Source organism: Vibrio sp. QJM3NY_27 (assembly GCF_057785955.1).
In genome coordinates, this window is the sequence record NZ_CM173511.1 from 1,934,608 (window position 1) to 1,960,898 (window position 26,291).

Consider the following 26,291-nt stretch of genomic DNA (forward strand, 5'->3'; position numbering starts at 1 on the left):
AAGACTTACGGCTTTTGGTTATCGCCAGCACTGATCCGCTGACAGATTCCAATGGTCGCTTAATCAAGATCTTTGGATTGAATTTGTTGTTCTATAAGCAATCGACTGCCCGAGATGTGTCGTCGCATTAGCATTTCTGCTAGCTCTTCATCACGGTTGCGAATCGCTTGGAGGATGTATTTATGTTCATCAAGCGCCTCTTTTGGTCGAGACTGTGCTCTAGGCGATTGGTAGCGATACATGCGTAATAGGTGATAAAGCTCGTCACACAACAACGAAATGAGTTTGCTGTTACGACTCGCTTTAATAATGCGGTAATGAAAATCGAAATCCCCATGTTGATGAAAGTAAGAAGAACCCTCAACTTCATCGATGTGCTTTGAGTGTGTCGACAATAATCCTTCAAGCCCGATAAGCTCTTCTTGTGTGATATGTCGCGCTGCTAAGCGCGCCGCCATGCCTTCCAATGCCTCTCGCACCGCGTAAAGCTCTAGCAGTTTGTCTGCCGAAAAAGTAATAACTCGAGCGCCGACATGAGGAATTCGCTCAATTAGGCCAAGCCCTTCGATACGCATTATCGCTTCACGTAATGGTCCTCGACTTACCTCGAAGCGTTTAGCCAGTTCAGGCTCCGAGATCTTACTGCCCGGTGGTAATTCACCGTTAACAATCGCCTCAACGAGATACTCTGTCAGATTTTCCGACTTAGTGTTTTCTTTGTCGCTCACACGTGTTTTCGTGTTTGCACTTAAGGTGAGATCTTTTATCGCAGTCTTCATATTCACGCAGCTCACTTCTGATTGCCGACCTTAACTGTCAACAATTTCATAACATGAACATAAAATACACGATTAAATTGTCGACAATCAAGCTAATTGTCGACAATTTAGACTAAGGTAGTACTTTTATTAAGCGGTAGAGAAGTAGTAAAACGAAGCCATAAAAGAAAATAAATAGATGTTATTCATTAAGTTAAATCGTGAGCAAGCTTCAAACCCTTACCCACCCCAAATTTGCTCGAAAACAATGTGTCGACAACTGACAGTCAACTTTTAGAGATAGTATTCATTTCTACCCATCAGCTATTTAGACCAAAAAAAGAGAAGCAATGATCGCCTCTCTTTATTATTCACAAGATTAACACTCTCAAAATAGGTTAATCACGAGACATCAACATGATACTTGCCAATAACGACATTCCTATTAGCACTACCCCTAAGTTACCAATCTCACCAGCAAGCCCTAGTCCCCCACCAATTAAACAGTAATACAACAATCCTAGAACCGCCCCGGCCGTGCCTGCTTGGTGCTTATAATTGACCAACGCCGTACTAAATATATTAGGACTTGCCATACCAAACCCTACAACCACAGCAGCCATTCCTAATAGAAACCAAAGGTTGTCTTGGTAAAAGTACACCTGAATAGCCCCAATAAAGCTGATTAACACCGCGATCTGAATGAGTCGTTGGGAACCCCATTCTTTTACTAGCAATCGTTTATTCATCGAGCTTCCTAAAACAGATGCTGCCGCTAATATCACGCCACTGTAACCAAATTCAATGGAACTTAAGCCAAACTGGCTGAACATAAATGGCGCTAAAGAATAATAGCTAAACATCATGACATTAAAGCAAGCCACAAGAATCGCACTTTTCCAAATATCTCTATCTTTTAGCATTACCGTGAAAATACCAATAAAGCTGACTGTTTTAGTATCAGCAGGTTTCGTTTCGGGTAAGGAAAAGGCCGATACGATCAGCAATATAAAAGCCATGACAAGCAATAAACTGAACACCACTAAGTGTCCAAAATATTCAGCAATCAATCCTCCTGACATTAAACCAACAACAGGGCTGATTGATACTGCAACAATTGCTAGCGAAAACACTTTCCCTAGCTCTTTGCCTTCATAGCTATCTCGCAATATTGTTTGACCAATAACTGAGCCTACCGCCGCCCCAAAAGCTGAAACAACCCGCGCAATCATGACCATATCAAATTGAGTTGCCGTGATGGCTAAAAGGCAACCAACGCCATAAGTAAACAAACCACACAACATCGCTTTTCTTCGGCCAATAAGATCAGAAACTCGTCCCCAAAAAACAACACCCATAGCAAAAGAAATAAAGTAAATCGACAAGGTTTGACTAGCGCTTGCCATTGATACACCAAAATAATCAACTAAGTGCGGCAATACTGGGCTGTAGATAGTTTCAACAATTTGGGGGAACATCAGCAGAACGATGATCAGTCCCATATGGGGTTTTTTATTCATATTATTCTCTTCTAAAACTGGAATAAGAGAAGTATATGGATTTCATTTATGTTCAAATATCAACAGTAGAACAACAAATATCAAAATAAGGACAAATAATGTTAATCGATGACAACACACCTTTTTATGTTGATGGAATGCCCTATCCCTTTGTCGGCATTGCCGCCCAAGTCGGCAGGCACGATTCTGGTATGCATACACACAACCGTGCACAATTGTTATTTGCACCACATGGTTGCATCAGTATTACCCTCGACGGAATGCATTGTGTGTTGCCGCCCACCAAAGTTGCGTGGATACCCGCAGGAATTGAGCATTGTGCAACCATGAACAATGTCGTGGCCTATCGTTCGCTTTATTTTGATCCTCTTCACATTAAAAACTTGCCTGAAGAGTTAAGTATTCTTAACGTCACACCACTACTAAAGGAGTTGATCGAACGAATGGCTTTTTGGGATTGGGATAAACCTAGTGAAGAGCAACAAAACACATTGGCGTTGTGTTGCGAAGAACTTTCTTACGCAGAAAGGAACGAGCTAACGCTACCTTTACCCAAAGATAAACGATTAGCGTTGTGGTTAGAAAAAGTAAAACTAGGAACACAGTTACCTCAACCACTCAATGAAATGGCCAAGCATATTGGAGCAAGCAGCAAGACCGTTAGCCGATTATTCATCAAAGAAACGGGGATGCCTTACCAAGCTTGGCGTCAACAATGGAGGCTGTTAAGTGCCATTGAGCAATTGTCAGAAAAAAAGAGTGTCTCTGTGGTTGCCCACGAGTTAGAGTTCTCCAGTGACAGTGCGTTTATTCATTTCTTTAAGCAACACACCGGAGAAACCCCAACTCACTACATGAAGTGAGGTCAACAGCCATTCATGCTTTCTGGCAAAGTTAAGCAGCGACGCCTTCAACTACATATTTTGATAGGTCTATATGATCGATCTGTTCCGGTTTTAAATACGTTTCGGCATAACGGATATGTGTCCCGCTAGTTAGGAACAACCTAAACAGTTCTATATCGAGATGCTCGTCCAACGCCATTTTGTACATGATATCGACAGCAACACTAATCGGCTTCGCTTTCTTATACGGCCTATCCGCAGCGGTTAATGCCTCAAAAATATCGGAGATCACCAGAATACGTTCTGGAATTGAAAGATCGTCGCCAGTCAACTTCCTTGGATATCCTGTGCCTTTGAGTGTTTCATGGTGCGTCGAAGCATAGCGAGGAACACGGCTTAGTTCTTTCGGGAATGGCAGGTTCTCAAGCATCTTAATCGTGCCAAGCATATGCTCATTTATCTTGAATCGGTCTTCAGCAGTTAACGTGCCACGTGCAATGCTCAGATTGTAGACTTCGCCTAAGTTGTATAGGTGCTCCGGCACATCCATTTTGATTTGATATTTCGGGTCGAACTCTAACGGCCTATCTCTTTTCACTATATGTTCAGGCTTATCACTTAACAGCAGCTCTGTCGCTGGCAAGCTTGAACTCGATTCTCGATTCAAGGCTTCTATCGGTGATAGACCAAGTTGGTCATCAAAATTACGCATCCAAGTCGTCTCAGCTATCGAACGAATACGAGCAACTTTGTCGTCACTCATGAACTCACCACCAACGTTCGACGTAGCGATAAAGGCAAAGTCATCTTGTAGCTGCTGTTTCGTTGCCGCAAGCTCATCGGCTATCAGTTGCGTTGATAGAGTACCTTCAAGTTGTTTTCTCAAAGCAGTGATTTCCGCATCACGCCAAAGTACTTCAAAACGAGTTCTCACCTCGTGGATTCGGTTGTAGTTCGCTTCTAGCTTCGTACCTTTATCGACGATGTGTTCCGGTGTCGTGATCTTGCCACAATCATGAAGCCAAGCCGCAATTCTAAACTCACGGCGTTCGTCATCATTTTTAAACTCAAAGTCTTTGAAGTGCTCAGATTGTGATTGTTCAGCCGCGTCAGCCAACATCAAGCCGAGTTCTGGTACACGATTACAATGCCCTGCCGTATAAGCGGACTTATCATCGATCGCTTGAGCGATGAGCTTGATAAACGACTCAACAAACGCCTCTTGCATCTGTTCATGTCGTTTAATCTCCATAGCCATATCTTTTACGGCAACAGATAATTCCCACACTTCTTTGATTCGAGTATCAAGAATTGTCACGTTGTCATAATCACGCAGCTTAACCTTATGAGTCTCTTCCTCTAATTGGCGAATTGGATGCACTATCGGCGCCCCAAAAGCCCAAGCAATAGGCAACGTCAAACTCATCAGTAACACCGTTACACCAACAGAGGTTGCTAGACGTTTATTGACTGTACTGAAGACTTCAGATTCGGGAATCAATACCGCAAAATACTCAGAGTAGTGTTCGCCCGTGTCTATTTTCTTTAAATAGAGATGTTTGATCTCGCCATTCAACTCTACCCTTACCATACAGCCTTCAACCGTTGCTTCCTTAGTCAAATCATAAAGTTCAGTATAAGGAACCGTCGTATTCGTATTAAAGCCGGTATCATGCAGCCACTTTTTCGCTAAGGCATCAAGTTGTTCACCACTTAACTTGCTGATAGCTTGATCAATGATTGGAAGCAATTGTTTATGCTTGCTCTGCAGCACCAAATGGAATTGGTTTGAGTAGTTCTGTTTTAGATCTTCTAGAGTCCCATTGACAATAAGGCCTGGCTGGAAAAACCTATCTAATGCAAACGAGAGTACGGGTTCTGCTTCTAAGAAAGCAAAGTTCTCTTCGCTTTCAATTGAATTAAATGCAGACTCTAGGTTTTCAAATTCAACTAAATCAATGTTCGGAAAATCCTCTCTCAACTTAGGAATAATTGACCACCCAGATAAAATGGCAACTTTTTTACCCTCAAGCTCGGTATAATTAGTGACAACCTTCGCGCCGACCCTTGTCACGATAGAAAATGGCAATTCATAAATTGGAGTCGTGTATAGGCCATCTATACCATTATTTTTATAATTTTGAACCGATTGCAGGCCATCAATACTTCCTTCTTGAAACTTACTGACAAGCTCGCCCCAAGAGAAACCATTAACAAATTCAAACTTGATCCCTGTCATCTCACCAATCATTTTAAGAAGGTCTATCGCATAGCCGTTTGGTTTTCCCGCCACTGAAAAGTCCATCGGCCCCCAATCATTTTGATTAGACACTAACAGCGGAGGGGTATCGTTAACCAAGGCTTGCTGCTCAGACGATAGCATCAATGTTGGTACATCAAACTCCGATTCCTGATTGTTAACCTTGAGGTTAGACGCAATAATATTACCCGATTTCGAATATAAGAAAGACTCCACCTTACTGTCTTCTGCTAAGCCAAGCGCCGCACTTGATAGTTTGCTAGCCAAAGAAGACAACACAATATCAATACCAATCACATGTTGAACTTCAGATTCTATTTTTGAATCAAACGCTAAAGAATAAGTTTGCCCGGTAATTTGTAAATGCTGGAAAAGATATGGCTGAGTTTTTTCGACCGACTGAACATTAGCAGAAACATACCAAGGCCTGGTCGTTGGAAGGTAGTTGCTCTGCTCCGTAGTTGAGTTTCTTAGCGTAAACTCTTGGTCAAAATATTTCGTCGTACGGACGCGCTCCTCCCCTATATTATGAATCTCAACCACAACCCAACGGTCCGTTTGTTGTGCACCGATTTTTTCTCTAACGACAGGGGCAGATTCTAGATTAATAATTTGGAAGAAGTTTTCATTAGACGAGCCAATGTAAATACTATAAAAGAGAGGGTTATCTTTAATTGCTTCTGAAAGAATAGTACGCGACTCTTCTTTAGATATTTTGTTACTTATAGAACGTTTCACTGAAGAAAGTAAACGCGCGGTATTGGCTGCGTCAGAATCAACCGCGCCGATATAGTTACTCAGCTCTTGGGACACCATCGTCAACTTTGATAGGGTATTCTCAGTCGCCATTTTTTTACTGAAGTAATATTGCAGTGAAACCGCAACAACAGCGGTAAGAAATGTCGCGAGTAAAAACATTCCTCCAACAGTAAATCGTAACGAAATTTTTTTGTCTGTCATTATTCGATCCTTGAATAACCACTAGCTCAGAAATGTAACGTGCCAGCTATAATCATATTATTACAGTAGCACTGCACACCTAGCAACATATTATTCTATATATTAAAGAGCGCCTCTCCATATCACTCTTTGTGTCGCAATAAGTACCCTCTTTAATGATACACAGCAGTATAAAGCGACCAGCAGTCAAAAAAATTGTTCACATAACCTCAAGAAAAACCTAGTTATTATTGCTGGAAGAGTCCTATAGCCACGCCTCCGTGAACTTTATGAACTTTATTCACCCAATGTTCTTTATCCTCAATATCGCCGCATTAAAGACAATTCGTTAACACATCGTTAACTTTAACCTCATCTGCTAAGCAATGCTCTACTCGTGTGTTTAGCAGCTGGATATAAAACATAAGTTTCTCTCCATTGAAGAGATCCCCTACATAAGGAACGTGAACCATGTTCAAGGCACTGAAACCTACTCTTGCGGCTTCTATCATCGCAGCTACCTTTTCTTTCAACACTTTTGCTGCGGACCTAGAGAAAATCCACTTCCTAATCCCTGGCGGTGCTGGCGGCGGTTGGGATATGACGGCTCGTGGTACGGGTGATGTATTAGTGAAATCAGACATCGTTGAAAATGTCTCTTTCCAAAACTTGTCTGGTGGCGGCGGCGGTAAAGCCATTGCACACCTAATCGAAACAGCTCAACGCCAAGAAGACACGTTGATGGTGAACTCAACACCTATCGTTGTCCGCTCACTAACAGGTATCTTCCCACAATCTTTCCGAGACCTAACACCAGTTGCAGCAACTATTGCCGACTACGGTGCAATCGTGGCGTCTGCTGATTCGAAGTACGACACTTGGGAAGATGTAGTAAAAGAGTTCGAAACCAACCCACGTAAAGTGAAAATCGCAGGTGGTTCAGCTCGTGGCAGTATGGATCACCTTGTGGTAGCAGCGGCGTTCAAAGGCGAAGGTTTCGACGCTAAGAAAGTACGTTACATCGCCTACGATGCAGGCGGCAAAGCAATGGCAGCGCTACTGTCTGGCGAAACACAGCTTCTTTCTACTGGCCTTGGTGAAGTGCTAGAGATGTCTAAATCTGGCCAAGTGAAAGTGCTTGCTGTAACGGCACCAAAGCGTCTTGACGCTGCACCTAACATCCCAACACTGACTGAGTACGGCAACGAAACCGTATTCGCTAACTGGCGTGGTTTCTTTGCAGCACCGGGCACAAGCCAAGCGAAGATCGATGAATGGAATGTAGCGCTTGGCAAAATGTACAAAACCGATGAGTGGCAAGTGGTTCGTGACCGTAACGGTTGGATCGACAACTACAAAGCTGACAAAGATTTTTACGCCTTCCTAGAAGATCAAGAAAAACAGATGGGCGACCTAATGCGTGAGCTTGGTTTCTTGAAATAACTAACAACCATAGAGGGCCTATGTGCCCTCTTACTCTTTCCTTGTTTCGCCGTACATGAGTTAACTTCAAACTCCTTTGTTTATTCGTAGACGTATTACTCACGCTTGCCGATTCGTTGTAAACGCAAGTGGCTGATAAACCAGTACCGTAATTCGCTTACCTTTGGTTAGTGATCCCAGACATTTCATTGACTCGCTCATGTACGGCTTTTTTATTTTTTATACCACCCCAAATGGAGTTGGATATGTCGGACTTACCAACCAAATTTCTGAGTAAGGAATCTTTGCTTTCGAAGGATCGCATCGGAGCCATGCTCTTTATGCTTGCATGTTTATGCTATGGCTACCAAACCACGCTGATTCCTTTGTTCCCCGGTGACGAGTACGAACCCTTCACAGCAAGAACCTTACCTATCCTGCTAACGTTTATCGGCATTGGCCTTTCGTTGATCCTGCTTATAACCGGACAGCCGGATAAAAAAGTCACATGCGACACTACGCCGCTGAACTGGAAACTACTTGTTGGCTTCTTGGTGTTAATGGCTCTGTACGGTGTTGGGCTGACTTATCTTGGCTTTGTTTTAGCAACCAGCTTCTTCTTACTTGCAGGCTTTTACCTACTGGGTGAGCGCCGCAAAGCTGTCTTATTTGGCGCGTCGTTTCCTTTCGTTATCGCGTTCTTTCTTTTATTAACTCAAGGCTTAGATATCTACCTAGAGCCTGGTTTAATCTTCACTCTTTGGTAGGGATAACATTATGTTAGACGGAATTTTACAAGGACTTTCGACCGCCGTGATGCCAATGAACATCATGATGGTAATTGTTGGCTGTTTTGTTGGTACCTTTATTGGGATGCTACCGGGACTCGGTCCAATTTCAGCAATCGCGTTGATGATCCCGATTACATACGGCCTAGATCCTTCTTCTGGCCTAATCTTGATGGCTGGTGTGTACTACGGCGCTGTATTTGGTGGCTCGACGTCATCAATCTTAATCAACGCTCCGGGTTGTTCTTCAACGGTAGTAACCGCATTCGATGGCTACCCGATGGCACAAAAAGGCCAAGCTGGTAAAGCGTTGGCACTCGCGGCTTACTCTTCTTTCACTGGCGGCACGCTTTCGGCAATAATGCTTTTGATTGCGGCTCCGGCTTTAGCAAGCGTCTCATTGAGCTTCCAGTCTTCAGACTACTTCGCATTGATGCTCTTAGGTTTATCGGCAGTAGCGGCGTTTGCGGGCCCAGGTCAGGTGATCAAGGCATGGATGATGACCATTCTTGGTTTGATGCTATCTACTGTTGGTATCGACAAAGGCGTTGGTGTTGAGCGTTTCACGTTTGGTCTAACAGACCTGATGGATGGCTTTAGCTTCTTACTTCTTGCAATGGCAACCTTCGCTTTAGGTGAGACTTTAATGGGTATTTTGAAACCAGAGAAAGACACTAGCGGCGAAGAAAGCCAAAAGATGGCTGATATTGGTAGCATGAAAATCACCAAAGAAGAGTTCAAAGAAGTAGCACCTGTTTCGATTCGCTCTTCAATTCTCGGCTTCTTTACGGGTGTTCTACCCGGTGCTGGTGCGACTATCGCTGCGTTCTTAAGTTACGGTATGGAACGTAGTCTTGCGCCAAAAGACAAACAGAAAGAGTTTGGTAAAGGCAGTATTCGTGGTCTTGTTGCTCCTGAATCAGCAAACAACGCAGCTTCAAGTGGTTCATTCGTTCCGCTACTGACGCTCGGTATTCCTGGCTCTGGTACTACGGCAATCATGCTTGGCGCCCTAATCGCTTACGGTATTCAGCCGGGCCCTCGCTTGTTTGTTGAACACCCAGATGTATTTTGGTCAGTAATTATCTCGATGTACTTTGGTAACATCGTACTGGTTATCTTGAATCTGCCTTTAATCCCTTACATCTCTAAACTGCTCGCGGTACCAAGAACGGTACTACTGCCAATGATTATCTTCTTCTCAATCACAGGCGTGTACTTGGTGTCTTTCAACACGATGGATGTTTTTGTAATGCTCATTGTTGCGATGGTTGCGATTGCGCTGAGGTTGGCTAACTTCCCACTTGCCCCATTACTCCTAGGTTTTATCCTTGGTGGATTAATGGAAGAGAACCTACGACGTGCATTGATGATCAGCGATGGCGAGCTGAGCTTCCTATGGGAACGACCAATCACGATGACGTTCACTATTCTAGCTGTGCTGGTACTATCTAGCCCAATCTTAGTAAAACTATTTAGAAGCTTTAAATCGAAGCCAGTAGAAGTGTAAAACTCTACCAATTCAACGAAACCTCAACGAAAGGAGCCATTGGCTCCTTTTTTCATTTAGGACCTCAATTAGAACTAGCGATTAAAGATGGTAGCAAACTCACAAACCTACCTTTACAACACACTCGGCGCTGATATTCATAACAAATTCAAGTAAGGTAACCAGCTAGTTAACGTATTGGATTCTAAAACTATGGATTGGTTGATTCTATTCTTATCAGGGGTGATTGGCGGTGTGCTTAACTCAATTGCGGGCGGCGGCAGCTTCATCACCTTCCCCGCTCTATTATTTGCTGGTGTTCCACCAATAGCGGCCAACGCGACCAATACCTTTGCTTCATGCGCTGGCTACATGAGCGGAGCCTACGCTCTACGCCACGAAATTCAATCTGGTACTAAGCAGCTAAAACTGACCATTGGTTTGTGTGTAATTGGTGGAGGTATTGGTGCGTTTTTACTATTGCACACACCAGAAGCCCTATTTACTCAATCCGTTCCTTGGTTACTACTTTTTGCAGCACTTCTATTCACCTTTGGCGGAACGCTTAATAAATGGCTCAAAAAAGTTACGGCTAAACACAAACACGCCACCAGCGCAGGGGTATTCTTTTCAGCTGTATTACTTTTGATCGTGTGTATTTATGGTGGTTATTTTAATGCAGGTTTGGGGATAGTAACGTTGAGTTACTTAGCTCTGGCTGGTTACACCAACATTAATGTAATGAATGGCATCAAATTGTTGGTGTCTGCGTGTGCATCACTCGCGGCAATCGTGTTCTTTGTTGTGAATGGTTCGATTGATTGGCCGTCTGGCATGGCTGTATTATTTGGTACATTGGTTGGTGGTTATTATTCAGCAAAAATCTCTCGCCGTATCCCACAACAATATGTTCGTACCACAGTGATCATCGCTAGCTTTTTGATCACCGCTTACTTTTTCTATGCTAACTAGACGTTCAGTTCAATAAGGCTTTCAACATGAAAGACAGACCGAAAAGACTCCACTCTCTCAATACCTATTTCGCTATTTTATTGCTCATAAAATAGCCAAGGTGAAATATGTGAGGCGAGTCCTTCAATTAGCAAATTTGATAACAATTTAGACTGTTTTTTAGCCTTTATTTTACCAAAGGTGGGATAATTCTCCTGTCGAAAGTGAGACTTCATTAGGAGGCGTTATGAACATTAAACTCGGTCATGTCATCAAGTCGACTCATTTGCTTTGTCGCTTTTCTTGCTGCCACATTTGCGTGGATCCTAAAAATGCCCGCTCTGTTTTCTGTGTCAGCGTTATTCTTACTGATCAGCGCCATTGTCTATGTCGTTGACCTTTGGAAGAATCAAAGAAAGAACCGCGAAGCTTAAGACGAACGACTAAAGCGACACGCACTAAAAAAGGAGCGCTTGGGCTCCTTTTGTATTTTGCAGTCAAGGCTTTGGCTATCTTACGATGCTCAACTTACGTCTTTACATAAAGACGTTAAAGCTAACGACGCCTTTCTATTAACGACGCCCTATTACTAGCGACGAAAGTTACGACCGTTACCGCCACGGCGCTCTTTAAATGCAGACGCTGCTTTAGCTTGTGATGCTAGAATCGATTCAACCGTCAATTCCATTGGCTCACGAGGTTCTAACCCATGGCGGAACGTACGTGAACGCGGAGGCATTTGGTATTCAATATCAGATGCTTTAGGCATACGCTTGAAACGGTAAAGGTAGAAGTTTTCAACCTTCTCACGAGCCCATTCAGTCTTCTTCAGATATTTAACAGCACTTGCCACCGTTGGCTTAGTGTTAAAGCAGTTCATGCGCATTGCTGCATCCAAAATTTCCCAACCGTAATGATCCACTAATTCAGTGATCATAGTATCTAGCTTTAAGCCGTGCAGTGGGTTGTTTTGTTGCAGTTCGATTCTTTCGTCTTCAGTCATATCTTTACCTTTTCCAAGGCAGCTCACGGCCTTGAATATACTCTAGAACACCGTCATCACTGACCATATCTAGCTCAATCATTTGGGCATTACATCCATTGCCCTTATCTATGCCTTTATGATGGCATAAAGCATGCTCGTTATCCTATTTATCTTTCAATTTAATTTTAAAATGGTCACTTACTATCCTAATGTCGCGTGCAATACCGCCATGTACTCCCGATTATTGCCTCTCTTAGATTTCGACCAAATTCGTTCAAGTTAACAAAAACCATGATAGAAGCATGAAATATCCATAATTTAAGTAATGAATTATAAATTTATTAGAACGCAGTATTGCTAATTAACAGCACGATGCTATGTTAGAAGTGGTATAGAAACCTACAAATAACGATATTAAACAATGATATAATTATAAATAAAGGTTGGCTTTGACCATGTTTGACTACTCAAAAATCAGCAGAGTAGCCGCCCAAGATAAAGACATTATCGCCATCGTTGATGATCTCTTTCGGCTAGCTCGCGAACATTACCCCATTCTGTCTAGGCTCTCGGTTGTGCTATGCAACGAAAATAGAGCGTCGAATTACTTTGTTTCGGACACTCTGTGCCAAGAAGCCGAACATCGTTACGTTGAGCAAGAACTTACGCCAGAATCGGCTTTGTCGCGCATGGCTGAGTCTTTAGATACCCGGATCATCAACGACCTCACCACCATTAGCTCAACCAAACAAATATCTCACCTGCTCGATCTCGGTCATCAAAGTAGTTATACAACACCGATTCATCATCAAGAAAGTAATCTTGGGTTTGTATTTATCAATGCTTCATCAACAGGATTTTTTGCTAACCAAACTATTCAGTGTGATATCGCCTATCTCACTCAAGTCATCTCTAGCCTTTTCGTTCAGTGGTTTGAGCGCCAACGTCACTTTCAATCCTCTTTAGCGATAGCTTTAAACATGGGTCATGCTCGAGATCCAGAAACCAAAGAACACCTCATTCGCATGGGTAAATACAGTGAAAAAATTGCTCGCACTCTGTCGCACACCAAAAGAGAAATCACCCACCAATTCATTCATCGAATCCGGTTGTATGCGCCCTTTCACGACATAGGAAAGTATCGAATTCCAGATAAGGTGCTATTCAGTAGCGCGCATTTCAACGAAGAAGAAAGAAACATCATGAACAATCACACCTTGTATGGCGAAGAGATGATTGATGACGTGGTTGCCCTTTCCCACCACAGCTCGATGTGCAGTGAAGAGATTCAATTCATTAAGAATATTGTGCGCCACCATCATGAACGGTTTGATGGCTCTGGATTACCAGATGCTTTGAGTAACACAGCGATACCACTCGAAGCTCGAATAGTGACATTAGCCGATGTATTCGATGCGCTGATGAGCAAAAGAGCTTATAAGCACGCGTGGACACTCGATGAAGTGATGGAATACATTGAAATGCAGAACGGTTCAATGTTCGACCCAGAGTGTGTTGTGGCTCTTAAACAGAACCTAGACGGCTTTATGGCAATTCGGGAGCAATACAATGACGATGCTCAGCCGCACTTAATGACAGCTTAAACTATGGCTTCTTTGTTATTCAAGCCTAAGTAAGAGAACGTAAACCAACAAAAAAGGATGCCACTGAGGCATCCTTTTGTTTTCTAGTTTGCAGCTGAAAGAACAAATTTGTTCTCTACTGATTCTAACTAACGATTATACGTCGTAAGTTGTAGAAGCAGTGTCGCCGCCTGTACCAGTCCAGTTTGTGTGGAAGAATTCACCACGTGGACGGTCAGTACGCTCGTAAGTGTGAGCACCGAAGTAGTCACGTTGAGCTTGTAGAAGGTTCGCTGGAAGACGAGCTGTTGTGTAGCCGTCTAGGAACGTTAGTGCAGAAGTCATACATGGCATTGGGATACCTGATTCCATAGACTTAGCTGCAACTTTACGCCAAGCGCCCATGCAGTTGTCTAGGATGCCTTTGAAGTATGCATCTGAACCTAGGAATGCGATCTCTGGGTTCGCTTCATAAGCATCACGAATGTTGCCTAAGAATGCAGAGCGGATGATACAACCGCCACGCCACATAAGTGCAACGTTACCGTAGTTTAGATCCCAGCCGTTTTCGTTCGACGCTTCACGCATTAGCATGAAACCTTGAGCGTAAGAGATGATCTTAGAAGCAAGTAGAGCCTGACGGATTGCATCAACCCACTCTTGCTTGTCGCCTTCAACTGGAGCAACAGTCTTGCCGAACAGTTTCTCAGCTTCAACACGTTGGTCTTTAAGTGCAGACAGGCAACGAGAGAATACAGACTCAGTGATTAGAGTCAGTGGGATCCCCATGTCTAGTGCGTTGATACCTGTCCATTTGCCTGTACCTTTTTGGCCAGCAGTGTCTAGGATCTTCTCAACTAGCGCTTCACCGTCTTCATCTTTGTAGCCAAGGATGTCAGCAGTGATTTCTACTAGGTAGCTGTCTAGCTCAGTTTTGTTCCAGTCAGCAAATACAGCCTGCATTTCGTCGTGGTTCATACCTAGGCCATCTTTCATGAACTGGTATGCTTCAGTGATAAGCTGCATGTCACCGTATTCGATGCCATTGTGAACCATCTTAACGAAGTGACCAGCACCGTCGTTACCAACCCAATCACAACAAGGCTCACCCGCGTCAGTTTTCGCAGAGATACCTTGGAAAATAGGCTTAACCGCTTCCCAAGCTTCAGGAGAACCGCCTGGCATGATAGAAGGACCGAAACGAGCGCCTTCTTCACCACCAGAAACGCCCGTACCGATGAAGTGGATGCCTTTCTCACGAAGAGCAGCAACACGACGGTTAGTGTCTGGGAAGTTAGTGTTACCACCATCAATGATGATGTCGCCTTTGTCTAGAAGTGGTACAAGCTTGTCGATGAACGTATCTACAACGTCACCAGCACGAACCATAAGCATCACTTTACGTGGCGCTTCTAGCTTCTCAACTAGCTCTTCTAGAGAGTAAGCACCAACAATGTTAGTACCCTTAGCTGGGCCTTCTAGGAACTCGTCTACTTTAGCAGCAGTACGGTTGTGAGCCACAACTTTGAAGCCGTGGTCGTTCATGTTTAGGATAAGGTTCTGACCCATTACTGCTAGGCCAATTACACCGATATCACCTTTCATTATTTTATCTCCTTGCGGCTATTCGCACTTATGCGATAGCACTTGCTGCATTTGAATCTAGGAACCACTCTGTTTCGCCAGTTTTAGACTGGATTTTTGCTGCCGGGTAAGGCAGTTCTGAAGCAGGAGTTGTATGAATTTCTTTAACGATCTCAACTTTACCTGCACCCAGTACTAGGTAGCTGATTCGTTTTGCTGCTTCTAAAACTTTCGCCGTTTTAGAAACACGGATTTGACCCGACTCTGGGTGAGAAGCTAATACAGATAGGTTCTCATCTTGGTAGTCAGTTGCACCCGGGAATAGTGAAGCTGTGTGGCCGTCTGCGCCAACACCTAGCAGAATCCAATCAAAAACTGGCGTGCCGTTTTCAGTTGGAATCACGTCTGCCATCTCTTTTGCGAAACGCTCTGCTTCTGCTTTAGGCTCATCTTCACCACGGATGCGGTGGATGTTCTCTGCCGGAAAGTTTACTTGAGAAAATTCTCTTAGTTTTGAAAACAATAGCGCGTTCGCTTCGCCGAAGTTGCTTTCTGCATCATCAGGTGCCACGCAACGTTCGTCGCCCCACCAGAAATGAAGGTTATTCCATTGAATGCCTTCTGCGTATGGCGCTTGAGCTAAAAGCTTGAAAAGCATTTTTGGCGTGCTGCCACCCGACAATGAAATGTGAACAGGTTTGCCCTGCTCGCTGTATGTTTTCATTTCATTTGCTAGGTTTTCAACGACCAGTTCAGGCGTTGCAAAGATCTTGTGATTGATCATAGTTCGCAGTAATCCGTGTCTGTTAAGTTTTTGCATGGGAAACGCCATGCGCGGCCATCACGCTGCAGAAGCTCATCGGCTTCTTGCGGGCCCCAAGTACCACAAGCATAGCCAAACAGTGCTTGAGGGTCTTGTTTGAGATCTAAGATCGGTTGAACGTACTTCCAACATGCTTCTACTGCATCGGTACGTGCAAATAGAGTCGCATCACCGTTCAGCGCATCAAGAAGAAGACGCTCATAAGCCGTCAGCATTTGAGTTTCAGGCAAGTCAGAGTAAGAGAAGTTCATTTTCACTTCTTTTGCTTTGAAGCCTGCACCCGGCTCTTTCAAACCAAAGCTCATCTGAATACCTTCATCCGGTTGGATACGGATAATCAGCTTATTCTCTGGTGCATCTTGACCAAACACTGGGTGTGGCGTGTTCTTAAAGTGAATCACGATTTCAGTCACACGTGTTGGTAAGCGTTTACCCGTACGTACGTAGAAAGGAACACCATTCCAACGCCAGTTGTTGATGTGTGCTTTAAGACCAATGTACGTTTCAGTACGAGAGTCGTCTGCGACACCATGCTCTTCGCGGTAACCAGGCAAGTGCTGACCACGAACATCTGATGCTGTGTATTGACCTAGAACCAAATCTTTACGCAGGTCGTCTTCTTCCAGTGGTTTCAGACACTGAAGTACTTTAACCACTTCGTCACGAATTGAATCCGCATTGATTTGAGCTGGTGGCTCCATACCAACCATTGCTAATACTTGTAGCAAGTGGTTTTGGAACATGTCACGAACTGCGCCAGAACCGTCGTAGTATCCGCCACGCTCTTCAACGCCAAGGAACTCAGCACCTGTGATTTCAACGTATTCAATGAAGTTACGGTTCCACAGTGGTTCAAACATCGCGTTTGAGAAACGAAGCACTAGAAGGTTTTGAACCGTCTCTTTACCAAGGTAATGGTCGATACGGTAGATCTGGTGTTCTTGGAAGTGATGATGGATCTCTTCATCTAACGCTTGAGCTGATGCTAAGTCGTAACCAAATGGTTTCTCGATGATCAGACGACGCCAGCCGTTCTTTTCGTCGTTCAGGCCATGCGCAGCAAGGTTTGCTGGAATCACACCGTATAGGCTTGGCGGGGTTGCCAAGTAGAACAATGTGTTATGGTTTTCGAATTGGTAGTCTTGCTCAAGCTTGTCTAGACGTTGTGCTAAACGAGCGTAGTCGTCTACATCTGAAGTGTTGATCGCTTGGTAATGCAGATGTTCAATAAATGCATTCAGCGTCTCTGGCTCAGTTTTTTCCATTTCCTGAAGAGACTTCTTCAGCTTCTCACGGTAAGACTCATCGCTGTACTCAGTACGGCTCACTCCAAGAATCGCAAAGGATTTTGGTAGTTGATTGCTAGCATACAGGTGGTACAAAGCAGGAATTAACTTGCGGTAAGTTAGATCTCCCGATGCACCAAAAATAACGATGCTGCTGTTTTCAGGTATTACCATCATCTTTCCTATAAAAACAAGGTTTTTAGTATTCGCCAAAGGTATCAGCGACATACGAAAATAGATAATAGGTCTTGGCTATTACATCAATAGCGAGTGCCTATTACACTTGAGAATGCGTTTGGTAAACGAGGGTGAAAGCTATCACCTCTATTCGGGACAGTATTGTCTATGAGTATTTGATTTACATCAACCACTGTGAAAGCAATCGATTAAATATTGACTCATTTCGAACAAATTCTAATCGATAGCTCAGTTAGCCGAGCCCGAGAGTGAAGCAAATCGGTATTCTCAAACATTGTAGTCAAGAAAGAACGGTATCTGGTCGGTGGAGTGAATAATAGGAAATGGAGAGAAAGGCAAAACCAGCCTATTCAACTGGCTTTATATTTATTTGACAGCATCGCGTTTGTCTTTGTGACTTGTTGTCGCTAAATCTATCTTCTAGCTTTGTTGTAGCAGCGTTCTGGGCGGCCTACTGACCCGTAATTTAAGTCAGCCACTAACTCGCCAGTCGTGATTAGAAATTCCAAATAGCGTCGAGCAGTGGTTCGACTCGCTCCAATCCGTTCACCTGCTTCATCTGCTGTAATATCAGCAATGTCGGCTTGTTGAAAAATGGCTCTAATTTTATCAAGCGTTACGCCATCAATTCCTTTGGGTAATGTTGACACTTTTCCTGAGTCCGCTTTCGCGTTGGCTTGCAGCATCTTATCGACCAAACCTTGGTTCAAATCAGACACACTTTCAAACTCTTGCAGCTGCGATTGATATTTTTTCAGCGCCGCTTCTAAGCGAGGAAACATCACAGGTTTGAGCAGATAGTCCACGACTCCACCGCGCATTGCCTGTTGCAAGGTATCGACGTCTCGCGCAGCAGTAATCAAAATCACATCACAACCCTGATTACTACCACGAACGTGGTTCAAAATATCAAGCCCGCATCCATCCGGCAGATACACATCCAACAAAACCAAGTCAGGCTTTAATATGTCTAATTGCATTAACGCTTCAGACTGCGTGGTCGCAATCCCCACCACATCAAAGCCACCCATCTGTTCTAAATAACGATGGTGTAGCTCTGCAATCGCAATATCATCTTCAATGACCATGACTCTCGTGATTGCGCTCATTTATGTTCTTCCTTTAACCATGCTTTTTCCGTCACGATGATCTTCACTCGATCACTTCGCGCTTAATTATTATTGTGCTTCTTTTGGCAGATAAACCGTCATTCGCGTACCAAAATCGTGGTTGTCGACCATTTCAAGCTGTCCTTGATATCGGTCTGCCAGTTGCTTTATTAAATACAAACCGACGCCGCGATTCTGTTTCGCTTTGCTTGATACGCCTTTTTCGGTGAGTGCTTTCGTCGCCAAGTCTTTCGGCAAACCACACCCTTTGTCTTCTACTTCTACGATAATTTCATTACCAAAATCACTGATTGAAACTTCAATAACTCGACGCGCTGGAGTAATTTGACCCTCTTGCTTAATAGCCGTCATAGTGGCATCAAAGGCGTTATCTATCAGGTTGCCAAGAATTGTGACAACGTCATCCGCGTTCAGCCAGCTAGGCAATGCTTCAAGCCTTGAGCCTTCTTCGACTTTGAGCTCTAAGCCTATTTCTCTCGCACGCTCCGTTTTCCCCAAGAGCATGCCTGCAATGAGCGGGTCTTTAACGGTTTCACGCAAGAACTCGATCAAGCTTTGATAGTGTGCTGTTTCTTGGCCAATCAGCTGCTGTACTGAATCCAACTCGCCCATCTGGATCAAGCCACTAATGGTGTTGAGCTTGTTTTGATGCTCATGGGTTTGTGAACGGAGTAAATCAGCATACTCTTTGGTTTGTGAGAGCTGGTCTGTTAAGTCGTTGATTTCATCTCGCAATCGAAAGCTGGATACCGCCCCAACGACTTCACCCGCCACGATAATTGGGCTGCGGTTGGCAACGATTCGCTTATTGTTCAGGTACAGCTCGACGTCGTGATCGGTTTCACCAGTGGATAACAGTTGCTCTAAATCACTGCCGGCCAATACATCTGAAAGGCGCTGCTGGTTTAGTGCAGACTCTCTATCGATAGACAAAATATCGCAGGCACTCTTATTTATAGAACGTAAAATTCCGTGCTTATCGATACTCAGAATACCTTCTTTCACGGTACTCATAGTCACATCTAACTCGACATACAGTCGGCCGATCTCTTCGGGTTCAAAGCCTAAAATAGCGCGTTGAAAGCGACGAGACACATAGCTTGAAATCAAAGCGTTGACCGCAACCACCAGCAACGCCATCACAATCAAAAAGGCTAAATAAGGTTCGATTCGGTCTTGTAACGAGTCCAACAAATAGCCAACCGACACCACGCCAATGACAGTGCCTTGTGGGTCTTTAACCGCGGATTTCCCACGGACAGAGAAGCCAAGTGATCCTTTGGCCGTCGACACATAAGATTCACCCAACACCAATGCTTTTTGGTTATCACCACCGCGCATTGGTTTACCAAGCCTGTCGTCATAAGGGTGAATCAGGCGGATACCTTTATCATCTCCCACAACGATAAACGCCGCGCCAATGAGCTGGGTAAGGTTTCGAAATTTAACTTGAGTTTCTTCAGACAGAACGTAGGGAGCGCCATTAGGGCCCATCGTTCCATTTTCTTGAATAATGCTGGTGACAAGTGGCGATTCAGACAGAAATTCAGCAACACCTAACGCTTTCAAACCCATCTCTTGTTCTTGAGATTGTTTGATATAATAAAAACCAGCCGCTGAAAGTATCAAAAGTTCAACAAGACCAGTGACCGTCATGATAATCAGCAGCCTTTTACGGAAGCTGATACTACTCCATTTCATATTCCACCGTCCCTAGTGTTAGACGAGCAATGTTAACACCAAGTTAATTAGATGACCTTTCTACGTACGCGAATTTGTGACTGTTACTCAACTAAATAATTGAGCAGATTATTAATTGATAATCCTTTACGTTGTTCACCTCGATTAATCGTTCGCTTTTAGAACGGATTAGCTTAAAAATCAAAATAAACGAATAAACATTGAGCTAGATCACTAAGCTTTTAGGTGTTTTTTAGGTTGTTTAAAATAAATACAATTATAATAGTTGCATATGAAGAAGTTTATTGTTGCCAAGCCATCAGTCATGATTTTCAGACTCTGCTTTAAATCGAAATTTCGGTTAACAAAAAGACAACAACTCTTCGCTCACTGGACGTATCTATAACGAAACGTTGCACGCTCGCCGCTAGGATTGTTGAACAAACAGGTTATCAACCTAACCTCATTCATACATCTCTATTCACACTATAGGCCAGCATGACAACTCAGAGGTGCCTGATAAAGCAGCGCCCAATAATAAAACATTGATGAGCAGGAAGTATCGATCAGTGGCAACGTCCAATAGAAACAGGATTAAAAACATAACGTATAAACATTGTTGAAAAGGAAACCAGGCAATGAAACGCGATAATTTTGGAATTTGTCTTACTAAGACCATGCTGTTCAAACACTTGCAATCGACTTTTACTCACGTAAGAGCCTATGAGAAAGACGGTACCTCCCCTCTCGATCTCAAGGTATTGTTAGCGTTCCCGCAAATGTCGGGCAGAGATTTATTACAAACAATGCAAGGCTCAAGACAATTGGTGTGGCGCGCCGATCACCATTGTCCTGGCTTTAAATAAGCCACTTCATTTTGTAAAAACGCTTCTATACTGAACTTAAAAAGCACGCTTATGCGTGCTTTTTAAGTTTCATTTATCTCTGATACCCTCATCACTCAATCTTATTTACACTTGGTTAACGAGTTATGAGACTGTCTCCAAGTGTGAGAGAATCTAATCAAGACAAATGACTATTGCCCTGTTAACATTAGAGTTAATACTCTAATTTGGTATTTAATGCAGATGACCAAACCAAAATTTCGATACCTTGCGATCGCCAGTATGCTTCTCGGCACTGTGACTTCGCCAGGCTATGCTGCCCCGCTCACTTTTTCTGAAGCGTGGCAAATATTACAAGAAAACAACAACTCACTTGCGGCTCAACAAGCCAATGTTGAACGTTATCAACATCTTCAGAACTCAACGAGTAGCCTCAACTTGCCTTCTATTACCTTAGGGGCTAACTACACGCACCTTGATAGTGACGTGACGATTAATGGTGAGCAGTTCACTGACAGCTTAAGTGGCGTGCCAAATTTAGGCGCAGTTGGAGGTATTCTTCAGCCTATATTAAGTGGGCTTGGCGGCGTTACCTCAACCATTACAGAACAAGACATCTTTAGCTCTTCCATTCGCGCGGTTTGGCCTATCTTCACAGGCGGGCGAATTACCGCTGCGCAAAATGCTGCTGAAGGTAAAAGCGAAGAAGCGCAAAGCCAGTTGTTGATGGAAAGACAAGCTCGCTACGAAGACTTAAGTAAATATTACTTCTCGGTGATCTTAGCGGAAGACGTCGTGAAAACGCGTCAAGCCGTTGAAGCTGGCTTAACTCAGCATCGTGATTTCGCCATCAAGCTTGAACAACAAGGGCAAATCGCACGAGTAGAACGCTTGCAAGCGGATGCGTCACTAGACAAAGCGGTTGTCGAGCGAACTAAAGCTCAAAACGATCTTAAGATTGCTCAATTAGCGCTGACTCAAATCCTTGGCCAGAGCCAAAGTGTAGAACCTTCAGAGCAACTGTTTATCAATAAGAACCTGCCTCATATGGATGTGTTCATTGATCAAACACTCATGACCTATCCCGGCCTTAAGATTCTTGATGCAAAAGAGAAACAAGCAAGCAGCTTAATTAAAGCTGAGAAAGGTAAATACTATCCAGAAGTGTACCTTTACGGTGATTACAGCCTGTATGAAGATGACTCTCTCGCCAGCGAAATGAAACCCGATTGGTTAGTTGGCATTGGTGTGAATGTGCCGCTGCTTGATACTTCTGGCCGTTCAGACAAAGTAGCCGCCGCTCACAGTGCTGTCTCACAGGTTCAATTCCTGAAGTCGCAAGCTAAGCAAGACTTAACCGTGTTGGTACAGAAGACTTACCTTGAAGCAAACCAAGCAATTGAAGAGGTTCAAGGCCTCAACTCAAGCTTGGCTTTGGCTCAAGAAAACCTATTACTCCGTAAAAAAGCCTTCACTCAAGGACTCTCGAACTCGCTAGAAGTGGTTGATGCAGAGCTCTACCTTGCGAGCATCAAAACCCAACAATCTGCTGCGCGATTCAAATACCTAATCTCTCTGAACAAGCTATTAGCGCTAACCAGCGAAATGAATGCTTACTCGAGTTACTTAACCTCTTCTGTTCCGTCTGACTTCGACTCAAAAACAGACACCGATAGCCAGTCAAAAGGATAATTCATGAAACCTATTAAGCCCCTTCTTCTATCTTTAGTTGGTATCGGCGTTATTGGCTGGGTCGGATACAGTTTCTACCAAGCTTACCAACCTCAGCCGGTTAAGCTTCAAGGTCAAATCGATGCGCAGCAATACAGCATCTCATCGAAAGTACCTGGCAGAATTGATGAAATATTCGTGCGTAAAGGCGATTCAGTTGAAAAAGGCGAATTGATCTTTTCTCTTCTTAGCCCTGAGATTGACGCGAAGCTAGAACAAGCAAAAGCAGGTCAAAAAGCTGCTGGCGCATTAGCAAAACAAGCAGAGAATGGTGCCCGTACTCAGCAAATCCAAGCCGCTAAAGACCAATGGTTGAAAGCAAAAGCGGCAGCCGATCTTATGGACAAAACCTACCAACGTGTAAACAACCTTTACAACGATGGTGTCGTTGCCGAGCAAAAACGCGATGAAGCAAAAACACAGTGGCAAGCGGCGAAGTACACCGAAAGTGCTGCGTTCCAAATGTATCAATTAGCACGAGAAGGCGCTCGTGACGAAACCAAAGTGGCAGCCGCTCAAAAAGCATTAATGGCGGCAGGTGCGGTGGCGGAAGTTGAAGCTTACGCAAAAGACACACAGATCCACAGTTGGTTTAATGGCGAAGTGTCTCAGGTGCTATTAAGCAGCGGTGAGCTCGCACCACAAGGTTTCCCTGTTGTGACTGTTATCGACACCAAGGATGCATGGGCAGTACTTAATGTGCGTGAAGATATGCTTAAGCATTTCGAGAAAGGCAGCCAGTTTGAAGCGTACCTACCGGCTCTGGATAAATCATTAACTTTCCAAGTGACTCACATCGCCGTAATGGGTGATTTCGCGACTTGGCGTTCAACAGACGCAGCACAAGGCTTCGACTTACGTACTTTTGAAGTAGAAGCGCACCCTGTCGATACGAGCGAAACACTGCGTATGGGCATGAGCCTAGTGGTTGAGCTTTAGGTGACGTATGTCTGCTAACTTTCGATCTACAGATTCGCAATCTAGAGGCTCGCAATCAACTGAGCATCATAGAGCGAAGAATACCTTGCTTAGGCAGTGGGCGATTGTCCGCAAAGACAAATGGTTGTTGTCTTGCCTAACTTGGATACCTTTGCTTCTTGCTGCCAGTATTTGGCTGATTTTTTCGCAAGGGATCGCTCGTGACTTACCGGTTGCGGTTGTTGACTTGGAACACAGCCAAATTTCGCAGCAGTTCACACGCCTTGTTGATGCATCACCAACGCTGCAAGTCACTCAGAAATACAGCTCGGCGAGTGAAGCGGCGAAAGCGATGATTGAACGTGATATCTACGGTTATGTTGTGATGCCAAGGCATTTTGACCGAGACCTTCTGCTCGGATTGAATCCGCAAGTGTCTGTGTTCTACAACAGCCAATTTATCTTGATAGGTAAGCTAGTGAATTCGGCGTTGTTGCAGGCTCAGGGGACTTTTAACGCGCAACTTGAGGTCGTTAAGCAGTTATCACACGGTGATACCACGGTGCAATCCGCATTAGGCCAAGCAGTAACAGTGCAAAGCCAGATCACGCCATTGTTCAACAAGAACACCAGTTATGCTCAATTCTTGGTGTCTGCGGTTATTCCAGCGCTATGGCAGATCATGATTGTGGTGGGCACGATATTGGTTTTGACGGCGAACGTTAGAGCACGTGGTCTTCATGCTTGGTTATCCAACGCCCCTATGAAGTCACTAACATCAACACTAGCGCCCTACCTTGTCTTGTTTTTGATGTTTGGTATCGCGTTTAGCTTTTGGTTCTATGTCCTCTTAGACTGGCCGTTTAACGGCAGTTTTGTGCCACTGACCGTCGCCCAACTGCTTACCGTCATCAGTTGTATCGTCATGGGTTGTTTGTTTTTCTTCTTAACGCTTGATCCAGCAAGGGCGATGAGTTTCGCTGGCGCCTTTACAGCACCAAGCTTTGCGTTCATGGGCATTACCTTTCCAGTAACCGACATGAACACTCCAGCGCAAATCTGGAGAAGCTTGTTGCCCGTGAGTCACTACATCGAAGTACAAACAGCACAATCAAGTTATGGCGCGAGCGCGGCACAGTCGCTTATCAGCCTCTCCTCGATGTTGTGGTATGCGATTCCTGCTTTCGTGGTGATGTTGTTGATTAAGAAACACTTGGCGCAATCGGCTCTGTCTGCACAAACGGATCTAACAGCCCAAGCAGTTCTATCTGCAAAAGCGACGCCTTCAACACCTTCAACACAGCAAGAGAAATCTGAACAATCAGCACCACAAGGAGTAAAACGATGAGCTTTACTCAACTGCTCAAGCAAGAACTGTTAGCGGTACTGCGTAACCCTGTTGTACTTCTTACGGTATTTGGTGGTGTGGTCTTCTATTCATTCTTGTATCCATTGCCTTACACGCACCAAGTTCCTCAGCAGCTTAGAGCCTCGGTAGTAAACTTGGACAAGAGTCAAAGCAGCTACCAATTAGAACGAATGGTGGATGCCACCTCTCAAATCGAATTGGTACGTCGAGACTCCAGCATCGCAGATGCAAAACAAGCCGTACTTAACCAAGAGATCGGTGGGTTCCTCGTCATTCCAGAAGATTTCTATAAAGACCTGCTGCTCGGTAAGAGCCCGACGCTTTCTTACGCCGGCGATGCTTCTTACTTCTTAGTGTATGGAACCATTGTTGAAGGACTTGCCAAGGCAGGTGGCACGTTAGCTGCACAAGTTAAGGTCAGTCACTTGTTAGTAGAAGGAGTGCCTTTAGAATCCGCAGCCAAAGGCTACAGCGCGTTTAGCTTGAACCTAAAACCAACGTTCAATAGCCGCATGGGATATATCGATTACGTGGTTCCAGCCGTCTTTGTGTTGATCCTGCAACAAACCTTAGCCATGGCTTCTGGTTTAGTTGGGGCAACCCAAAACGCTCAATCTACGTTTGGCTATTGGAGTAAGACCTCTCCGGCGAAACTGATGCTTGCTCGCTGCTGTACCTTAGTTGGTATTTATTACTTGTTGTCGATGTACTATTTCGGCGCGAGCTTTTCGATGTATGGAATAAATTTGCTCGCCTCAACGACACAAATTTTGACCTTACTGCTGCCCTTCTTATTGGCCAGTTGTTTGATCGGGATTTTTATTGGTGAGCTAGTGCCAAGAAGAGAGTTAGTCACGGTTGTGGTGTTAATCAGTTCAATGCCGCTGATTTTCTCTTCAGGTTTTATCTGGCCTGTTGAAATGATGCCTGAATGGTTAGTACTGCTGTCACAGTTATTCCCAAGCACACCAGCTATCCAAGGTTTCTTAGCGCTTAATCAGATGGGTGCATCTTGGCAAGAAGTGGCATCTCAATGGACATTACTATGGGGACAAGTCACTTTATGGGGTTCGTTATTAGCACTTAAGCTTTACCACAAGTCGAGTAAACGTATCACTGGCTCGGTTTAACTCTAGTATCTAAACGCTAAACGCTAAACCTCATGTTCATCGTAAATCATTAAAAAT

General features: G+C 44.2%; 20 protein-coding genes. 11 read left to right on the plus strand and 9 right to left on the minus strand.

The genetic code is table 11. The features are described 5' to 3' along the window. Positions 1-59: 59 nt before the first annotated feature. A complete protein-coding gene (locus AC3CIA_RS08755; protein WP_488518889.1) occupies positions 60-779 on the minus strand; it encodes a GntR family transcriptional regulator in 720 nt (239 codons plus the stop codon). A 377-nt stretch (positions 780-1,156) separates the two neighbouring features. Further along, positions 1,157-2,278 (minus strand): multidrug effflux MFS transporter, encoded by a 1,122-nt coding sequence (locus AC3CIA_RS08760; RefSeq protein ID WP_488517978.1) that lies wholly within the window; start codon positions 2,276-2,278, stop codon positions 1,157-1,159. Between the two features lie 98 nt (positions 2,279-2,376). Here AC3CIA_RS08760 and AC3CIA_RS08765 point away from each other — a divergent pair, with 98 nt between their 5' ends. Then, entirely contained in the window at positions 2,377-3,141 is a 765-nt protein-coding gene (locus AC3CIA_RS08765; protein ID WP_488517979.1) for an AraC family transcriptional regulator, read from the plus strand. Between the two features lie 31 nt (positions 3,142-3,172). On the opposite strand, the gene AC3CIA_RS08770 is transcribed toward AC3CIA_RS08765, so the two are convergent. Beyond that, positions 3,173-6,343 (minus strand): HD domain-containing phosphohydrolase, encoded by a 3,171-nt coding sequence (locus AC3CIA_RS08770; RefSeq protein ID WP_488517980.1) that lies wholly within the window; start codon positions 6,341-6,343, stop codon positions 3,173-3,175. 450 nt (positions 6,344-6,793) lie between these two features. On the opposite strand from AC3CIA_RS08770, the gene AC3CIA_RS08775 reads away from it, so the two are divergent. The 4 genes from AC3CIA_RS08775 to AC3CIA_RS08790 all read left to right on the plus strand — a co-directional run bounded on the left by AC3CIA_RS08775 (position 6,794) and on the right by AC3CIA_RS08790 (position 10,993). Then, positions 6,794-7,765 (plus strand): tripartite tricarboxylate transporter substrate binding protein, encoded by a 972-nt coding sequence (locus AC3CIA_RS08775; RefSeq protein WP_017076146.1) that lies wholly within the window; start codon positions 6,794-6,796, stop codon positions 7,763-7,765. Positions 7,766-8,010: 245 nt separating this feature from the next. Then, on the plus strand, positions 8,011-8,511 hold the full coding sequence (locus AC3CIA_RS08780) for a tripartite tricarboxylate transporter TctB family protein (RefSeq protein ID WP_171308697.1): 501 nt from the start codon (positions 8,011-8,013) through the stop codon (positions 8,509-8,511). 10 nt (positions 8,512-8,521) lie between these two features. Next, positions 8,522-10,042: a tripartite tricarboxylate transporter permease gene (locus AC3CIA_RS08785; protein ID WP_004733593.1), complete on the plus strand. Its 1,521-nt coding sequence runs from the start codon at positions 8,522-8,524 to the stop codon at positions 10,040-10,042. A 192-nt stretch (positions 10,043-10,234) separates the two neighbouring features. Next, positions 10,235-10,993 carry a sulfite exporter TauE/SafE family protein gene (locus AC3CIA_RS08790; protein ID WP_171308698.1) on the plus strand — a complete coding sequence of 253 codons (759 nt, stop codon included), beginning with the start codon at positions 10,235-10,237 and terminating at the stop codon, positions 10,991-10,993. Positions 10,994-11,561: 568 nt separating this feature from the next. Here the strand turns inward: AC3CIA_RS08790 and AC3CIA_RS08795 are convergent. Further along, on the minus strand, positions 11,562-11,975 hold the full coding sequence (locus tag AC3CIA_RS08795; RefSeq protein ID WP_054547682.1) for a VF530 family protein: 414 nt from the start codon (positions 11,973-11,975) through the stop codon (positions 11,562-11,564). Between the two features lie 425 nt (positions 11,976-12,400). Between AC3CIA_RS08795 and AC3CIA_RS08800 the strand changes: the two genes are divergently transcribed. Then, complete coding sequence (locus AC3CIA_RS08800; protein ID WP_488517981.1) at positions 12,401-13,561, plus strand: HD-GYP domain-containing protein; 1,161 nt, start codon at positions 12,401-12,403, stop codon at positions 13,559-13,561. Between the two features lie 135 nt (positions 13,562-13,696). On the opposite strand, the gene gnd is transcribed toward AC3CIA_RS08800, so the two are convergent. The 5 genes from gnd to AC3CIA_RS08825 form a co-directional block, all read right to left on the minus strand. Continuing rightward, positions 13,697-15,145, minus strand: coding sequence for a decarboxylating NADP(+)-dependent phosphogluconate dehydrogenase (gnd, locus tag AC3CIA_RS08805; protein ID WP_004733587.1), 1,449 nt, complete (start codon positions 15,143-15,145; stop codon positions 13,697-13,699). Between the two features lie 28 nt (positions 15,146-15,173). Next, positions 15,174-15,908, minus strand: coding sequence for a 6-phosphogluconolactonase (gene pgl / locus AC3CIA_RS08810; RefSeq protein WP_488518890.1), 735 nt, complete (start codon positions 15,906-15,908; stop codon positions 15,174-15,176). Next, complete coding sequence (gene zwf / locus AC3CIA_RS08815; RefSeq protein WP_004733585.1) at positions 15,905-17,407, minus strand: glucose-6-phosphate dehydrogenase; 1,503 nt, start codon at positions 17,405-17,407, stop codon at positions 15,905-15,907. The genes pgl and zwf overlap by 4 nt, the downstream gene beginning before the upstream one ends. Positions 17,408-17,844: 437 nt before the next feature. Then, positions 17,845-18,540 carry a response regulator gene (locus AC3CIA_RS08820; protein ID WP_004733584.1) on the minus strand — a complete coding sequence of 232 codons (696 nt, stop codon included), beginning with the start codon at positions 18,538-18,540 and terminating at the stop codon, positions 17,845-17,847. 69 nt (positions 18,541-18,609) lie between these two features. After that, the gene (locus AC3CIA_RS08825) at positions 18,610-20,262 is read right to left on the minus strand and encodes an ATP-binding protein (protein WP_017093985.1); all 1,653 of its coding nucleotides are present in this window, start codon (positions 20,260-20,262) and stop codon (positions 18,610-18,612) included. 617 nt (positions 20,263-20,879) lie between these two features. On the opposite strand from AC3CIA_RS08825, the gene AC3CIA_RS08830 reads away from it, so the two are divergent. The 5 genes from AC3CIA_RS08830 (at position 20,880) to AC3CIA_RS08850 (ending at position 26,234) form a co-directional block, all read left to right on the plus strand. After that, the gene (locus AC3CIA_RS08830) at positions 20,880-21,107 is read left to right on the plus strand and encodes a hypothetical protein (RefSeq protein ID WP_004733582.1); all 228 of its coding nucleotides are present in this window, start codon (positions 20,880-20,882) and stop codon (positions 21,105-21,107) included. A gap of 216 nt (positions 21,108-21,323) precedes the next feature. Beyond that, on the plus strand, positions 21,324-22,778 hold the full coding sequence (locus AC3CIA_RS08835) for a TolC family protein (RefSeq protein WP_054547677.1): 1,455 nt from the start codon (positions 21,324-21,326) through the stop codon (positions 22,776-22,778). Positions 22,779-22,781: 3 nt separating this feature from the next. Further along, positions 22,782-23,756: an HlyD family secretion protein gene (locus tag AC3CIA_RS08840; protein WP_054547676.1), complete on the plus strand. Its 975-nt coding sequence runs from the start codon at positions 22,782-22,784 to the stop codon at positions 23,754-23,756. Between the two features lie 7 nt (positions 23,757-23,763). Then, positions 23,764-25,083, plus strand: a complete 1,320-nt coding sequence (locus AC3CIA_RS08845) for an ABC transporter permease (protein WP_488517982.1) — start codon at positions 23,764-23,766, stop codon at positions 25,081-25,083. After that, a complete protein-coding gene (locus tag AC3CIA_RS08850) occupies positions 25,080-26,234 on the plus strand; it encodes an ABC transporter permease (RefSeq protein ID WP_488517983.1) in 1,155 nt (384 codons plus the stop codon). Before AC3CIA_RS08845 ends, AC3CIA_RS08850 begins: the two co-directional genes overlap by 4 nt. Positions 26,235-26,291: the final 57 nt, after the last annotated feature.

Bases quoted from the DNA above. Each gene is read 5' to 3' on its own strand.
- AC3CIA_RS08755 (WP_488518889.1), bottom strand. From the start codon at position 779: ATGAAGACTGCGATAAAAGATCTCACCTTAAGTGCAAACACGAAAACA.
- AC3CIA_RS08760 (WP_488517978.1), bottom strand. From the start codon at position 2,278: ATGAATAAAAAACCCCATATGGGACTGATCATCGTTCTGCTGATGTTC.
- AC3CIA_RS08765 (WP_488517979.1), top strand. From the start codon at position 2,377: ATGTTAATCGATGACAACACACCTTTTTATGTTGATGGAATGCCCTAT.
- AC3CIA_RS08770 (WP_488517980.1), bottom strand. From the start codon at position 6,343: ATGACAGACAAAAAAATTTCGTTACGATTTACTGTTGGAGGAATGTTT.
- AC3CIA_RS08775 (WP_017076146.1), top strand. From the start codon at position 6,794: ATGTTCAAGGCACTGAAACCTACTCTTGCGGCTTCTATCATCGCAGCT.
- AC3CIA_RS08780 (WP_171308697.1), top strand. From the start codon at position 8,011: ATGTCGGACTTACCAACCAAATTTCTGAGTAAGGAATCTTTGCTTTCG.
- AC3CIA_RS08785 (WP_004733593.1), top strand. From the start codon at position 8,522: ATGTTAGACGGAATTTTACAAGGACTTTCGACCGCCGTGATGCCAATG.
- AC3CIA_RS08790 (WP_171308698.1), top strand. From the start codon at position 10,235: ATGGATTGGTTGATTCTATTCTTATCAGGGGTGATTGGCGGTGTGCTT.
- AC3CIA_RS08795 (WP_054547682.1), bottom strand. From the start codon at position 11,975: ATGACTGAAGACGAAAGAATCGAACTGCAACAAAACAACCCACTGCAC.
- gnd (WP_004733587.1), bottom strand. From the start codon at position 15,145: ATGAAAGGTGATATCGGTGTAATTGGCCTAGCAGTAATGGGTCAGAAC.
- pgl (WP_488518890.1), bottom strand. From the start codon at position 15,908: ATGATCAATCACAAGATCTTTGCAACGCCTGAACTGGTCGTTGAAAAC.
- zwf (WP_004733585.1), bottom strand. From the start codon at position 17,407: ATGGTAATACCTGAAAACAGCAGCATCGTTATTTTTGGTGCATCGGGA.
- AC3CIA_RS08820 (WP_004733584.1), bottom strand. From the start codon at position 18,540: ATGAGCGCAATCACGAGAGTCATGGTCATTGAAGATGATATTGCGATT.
- AC3CIA_RS08825 (WP_017093985.1), bottom strand. From the start codon at position 20,262: ATGAAATGGAGTAGTATCAGCTTCCGTAAAAGGCTGCTGATTATCATG.
- AC3CIA_RS08830 (WP_004733582.1), top strand. From the start codon at position 20,880: ATGAAACGCGATAATTTTGGAATTTGTCTTACTAAGACCATGCTGTTC.
- AC3CIA_RS08835 (WP_054547677.1), top strand. From the start codon at position 21,324: ATGCAGATGACCAAACCAAAATTTCGATACCTTGCGATCGCCAGTATG.
- AC3CIA_RS08840 (WP_054547676.1), top strand. From the start codon at position 22,782: ATGAAACCTATTAAGCCCCTTCTTCTATCTTTAGTTGGTATCGGCGTT.
- AC3CIA_RS08845 (WP_488517982.1), top strand. From the start codon at position 23,764: ATGTCTGCTAACTTTCGATCTACAGATTCGCAATCTAGAGGCTCGCAA.
- AC3CIA_RS08850 (WP_488517983.1), top strand. From the start codon at position 25,080: ATGAGCTTTACTCAACTGCTCAAGCAAGAACTGTTAGCGGTACTGCGT.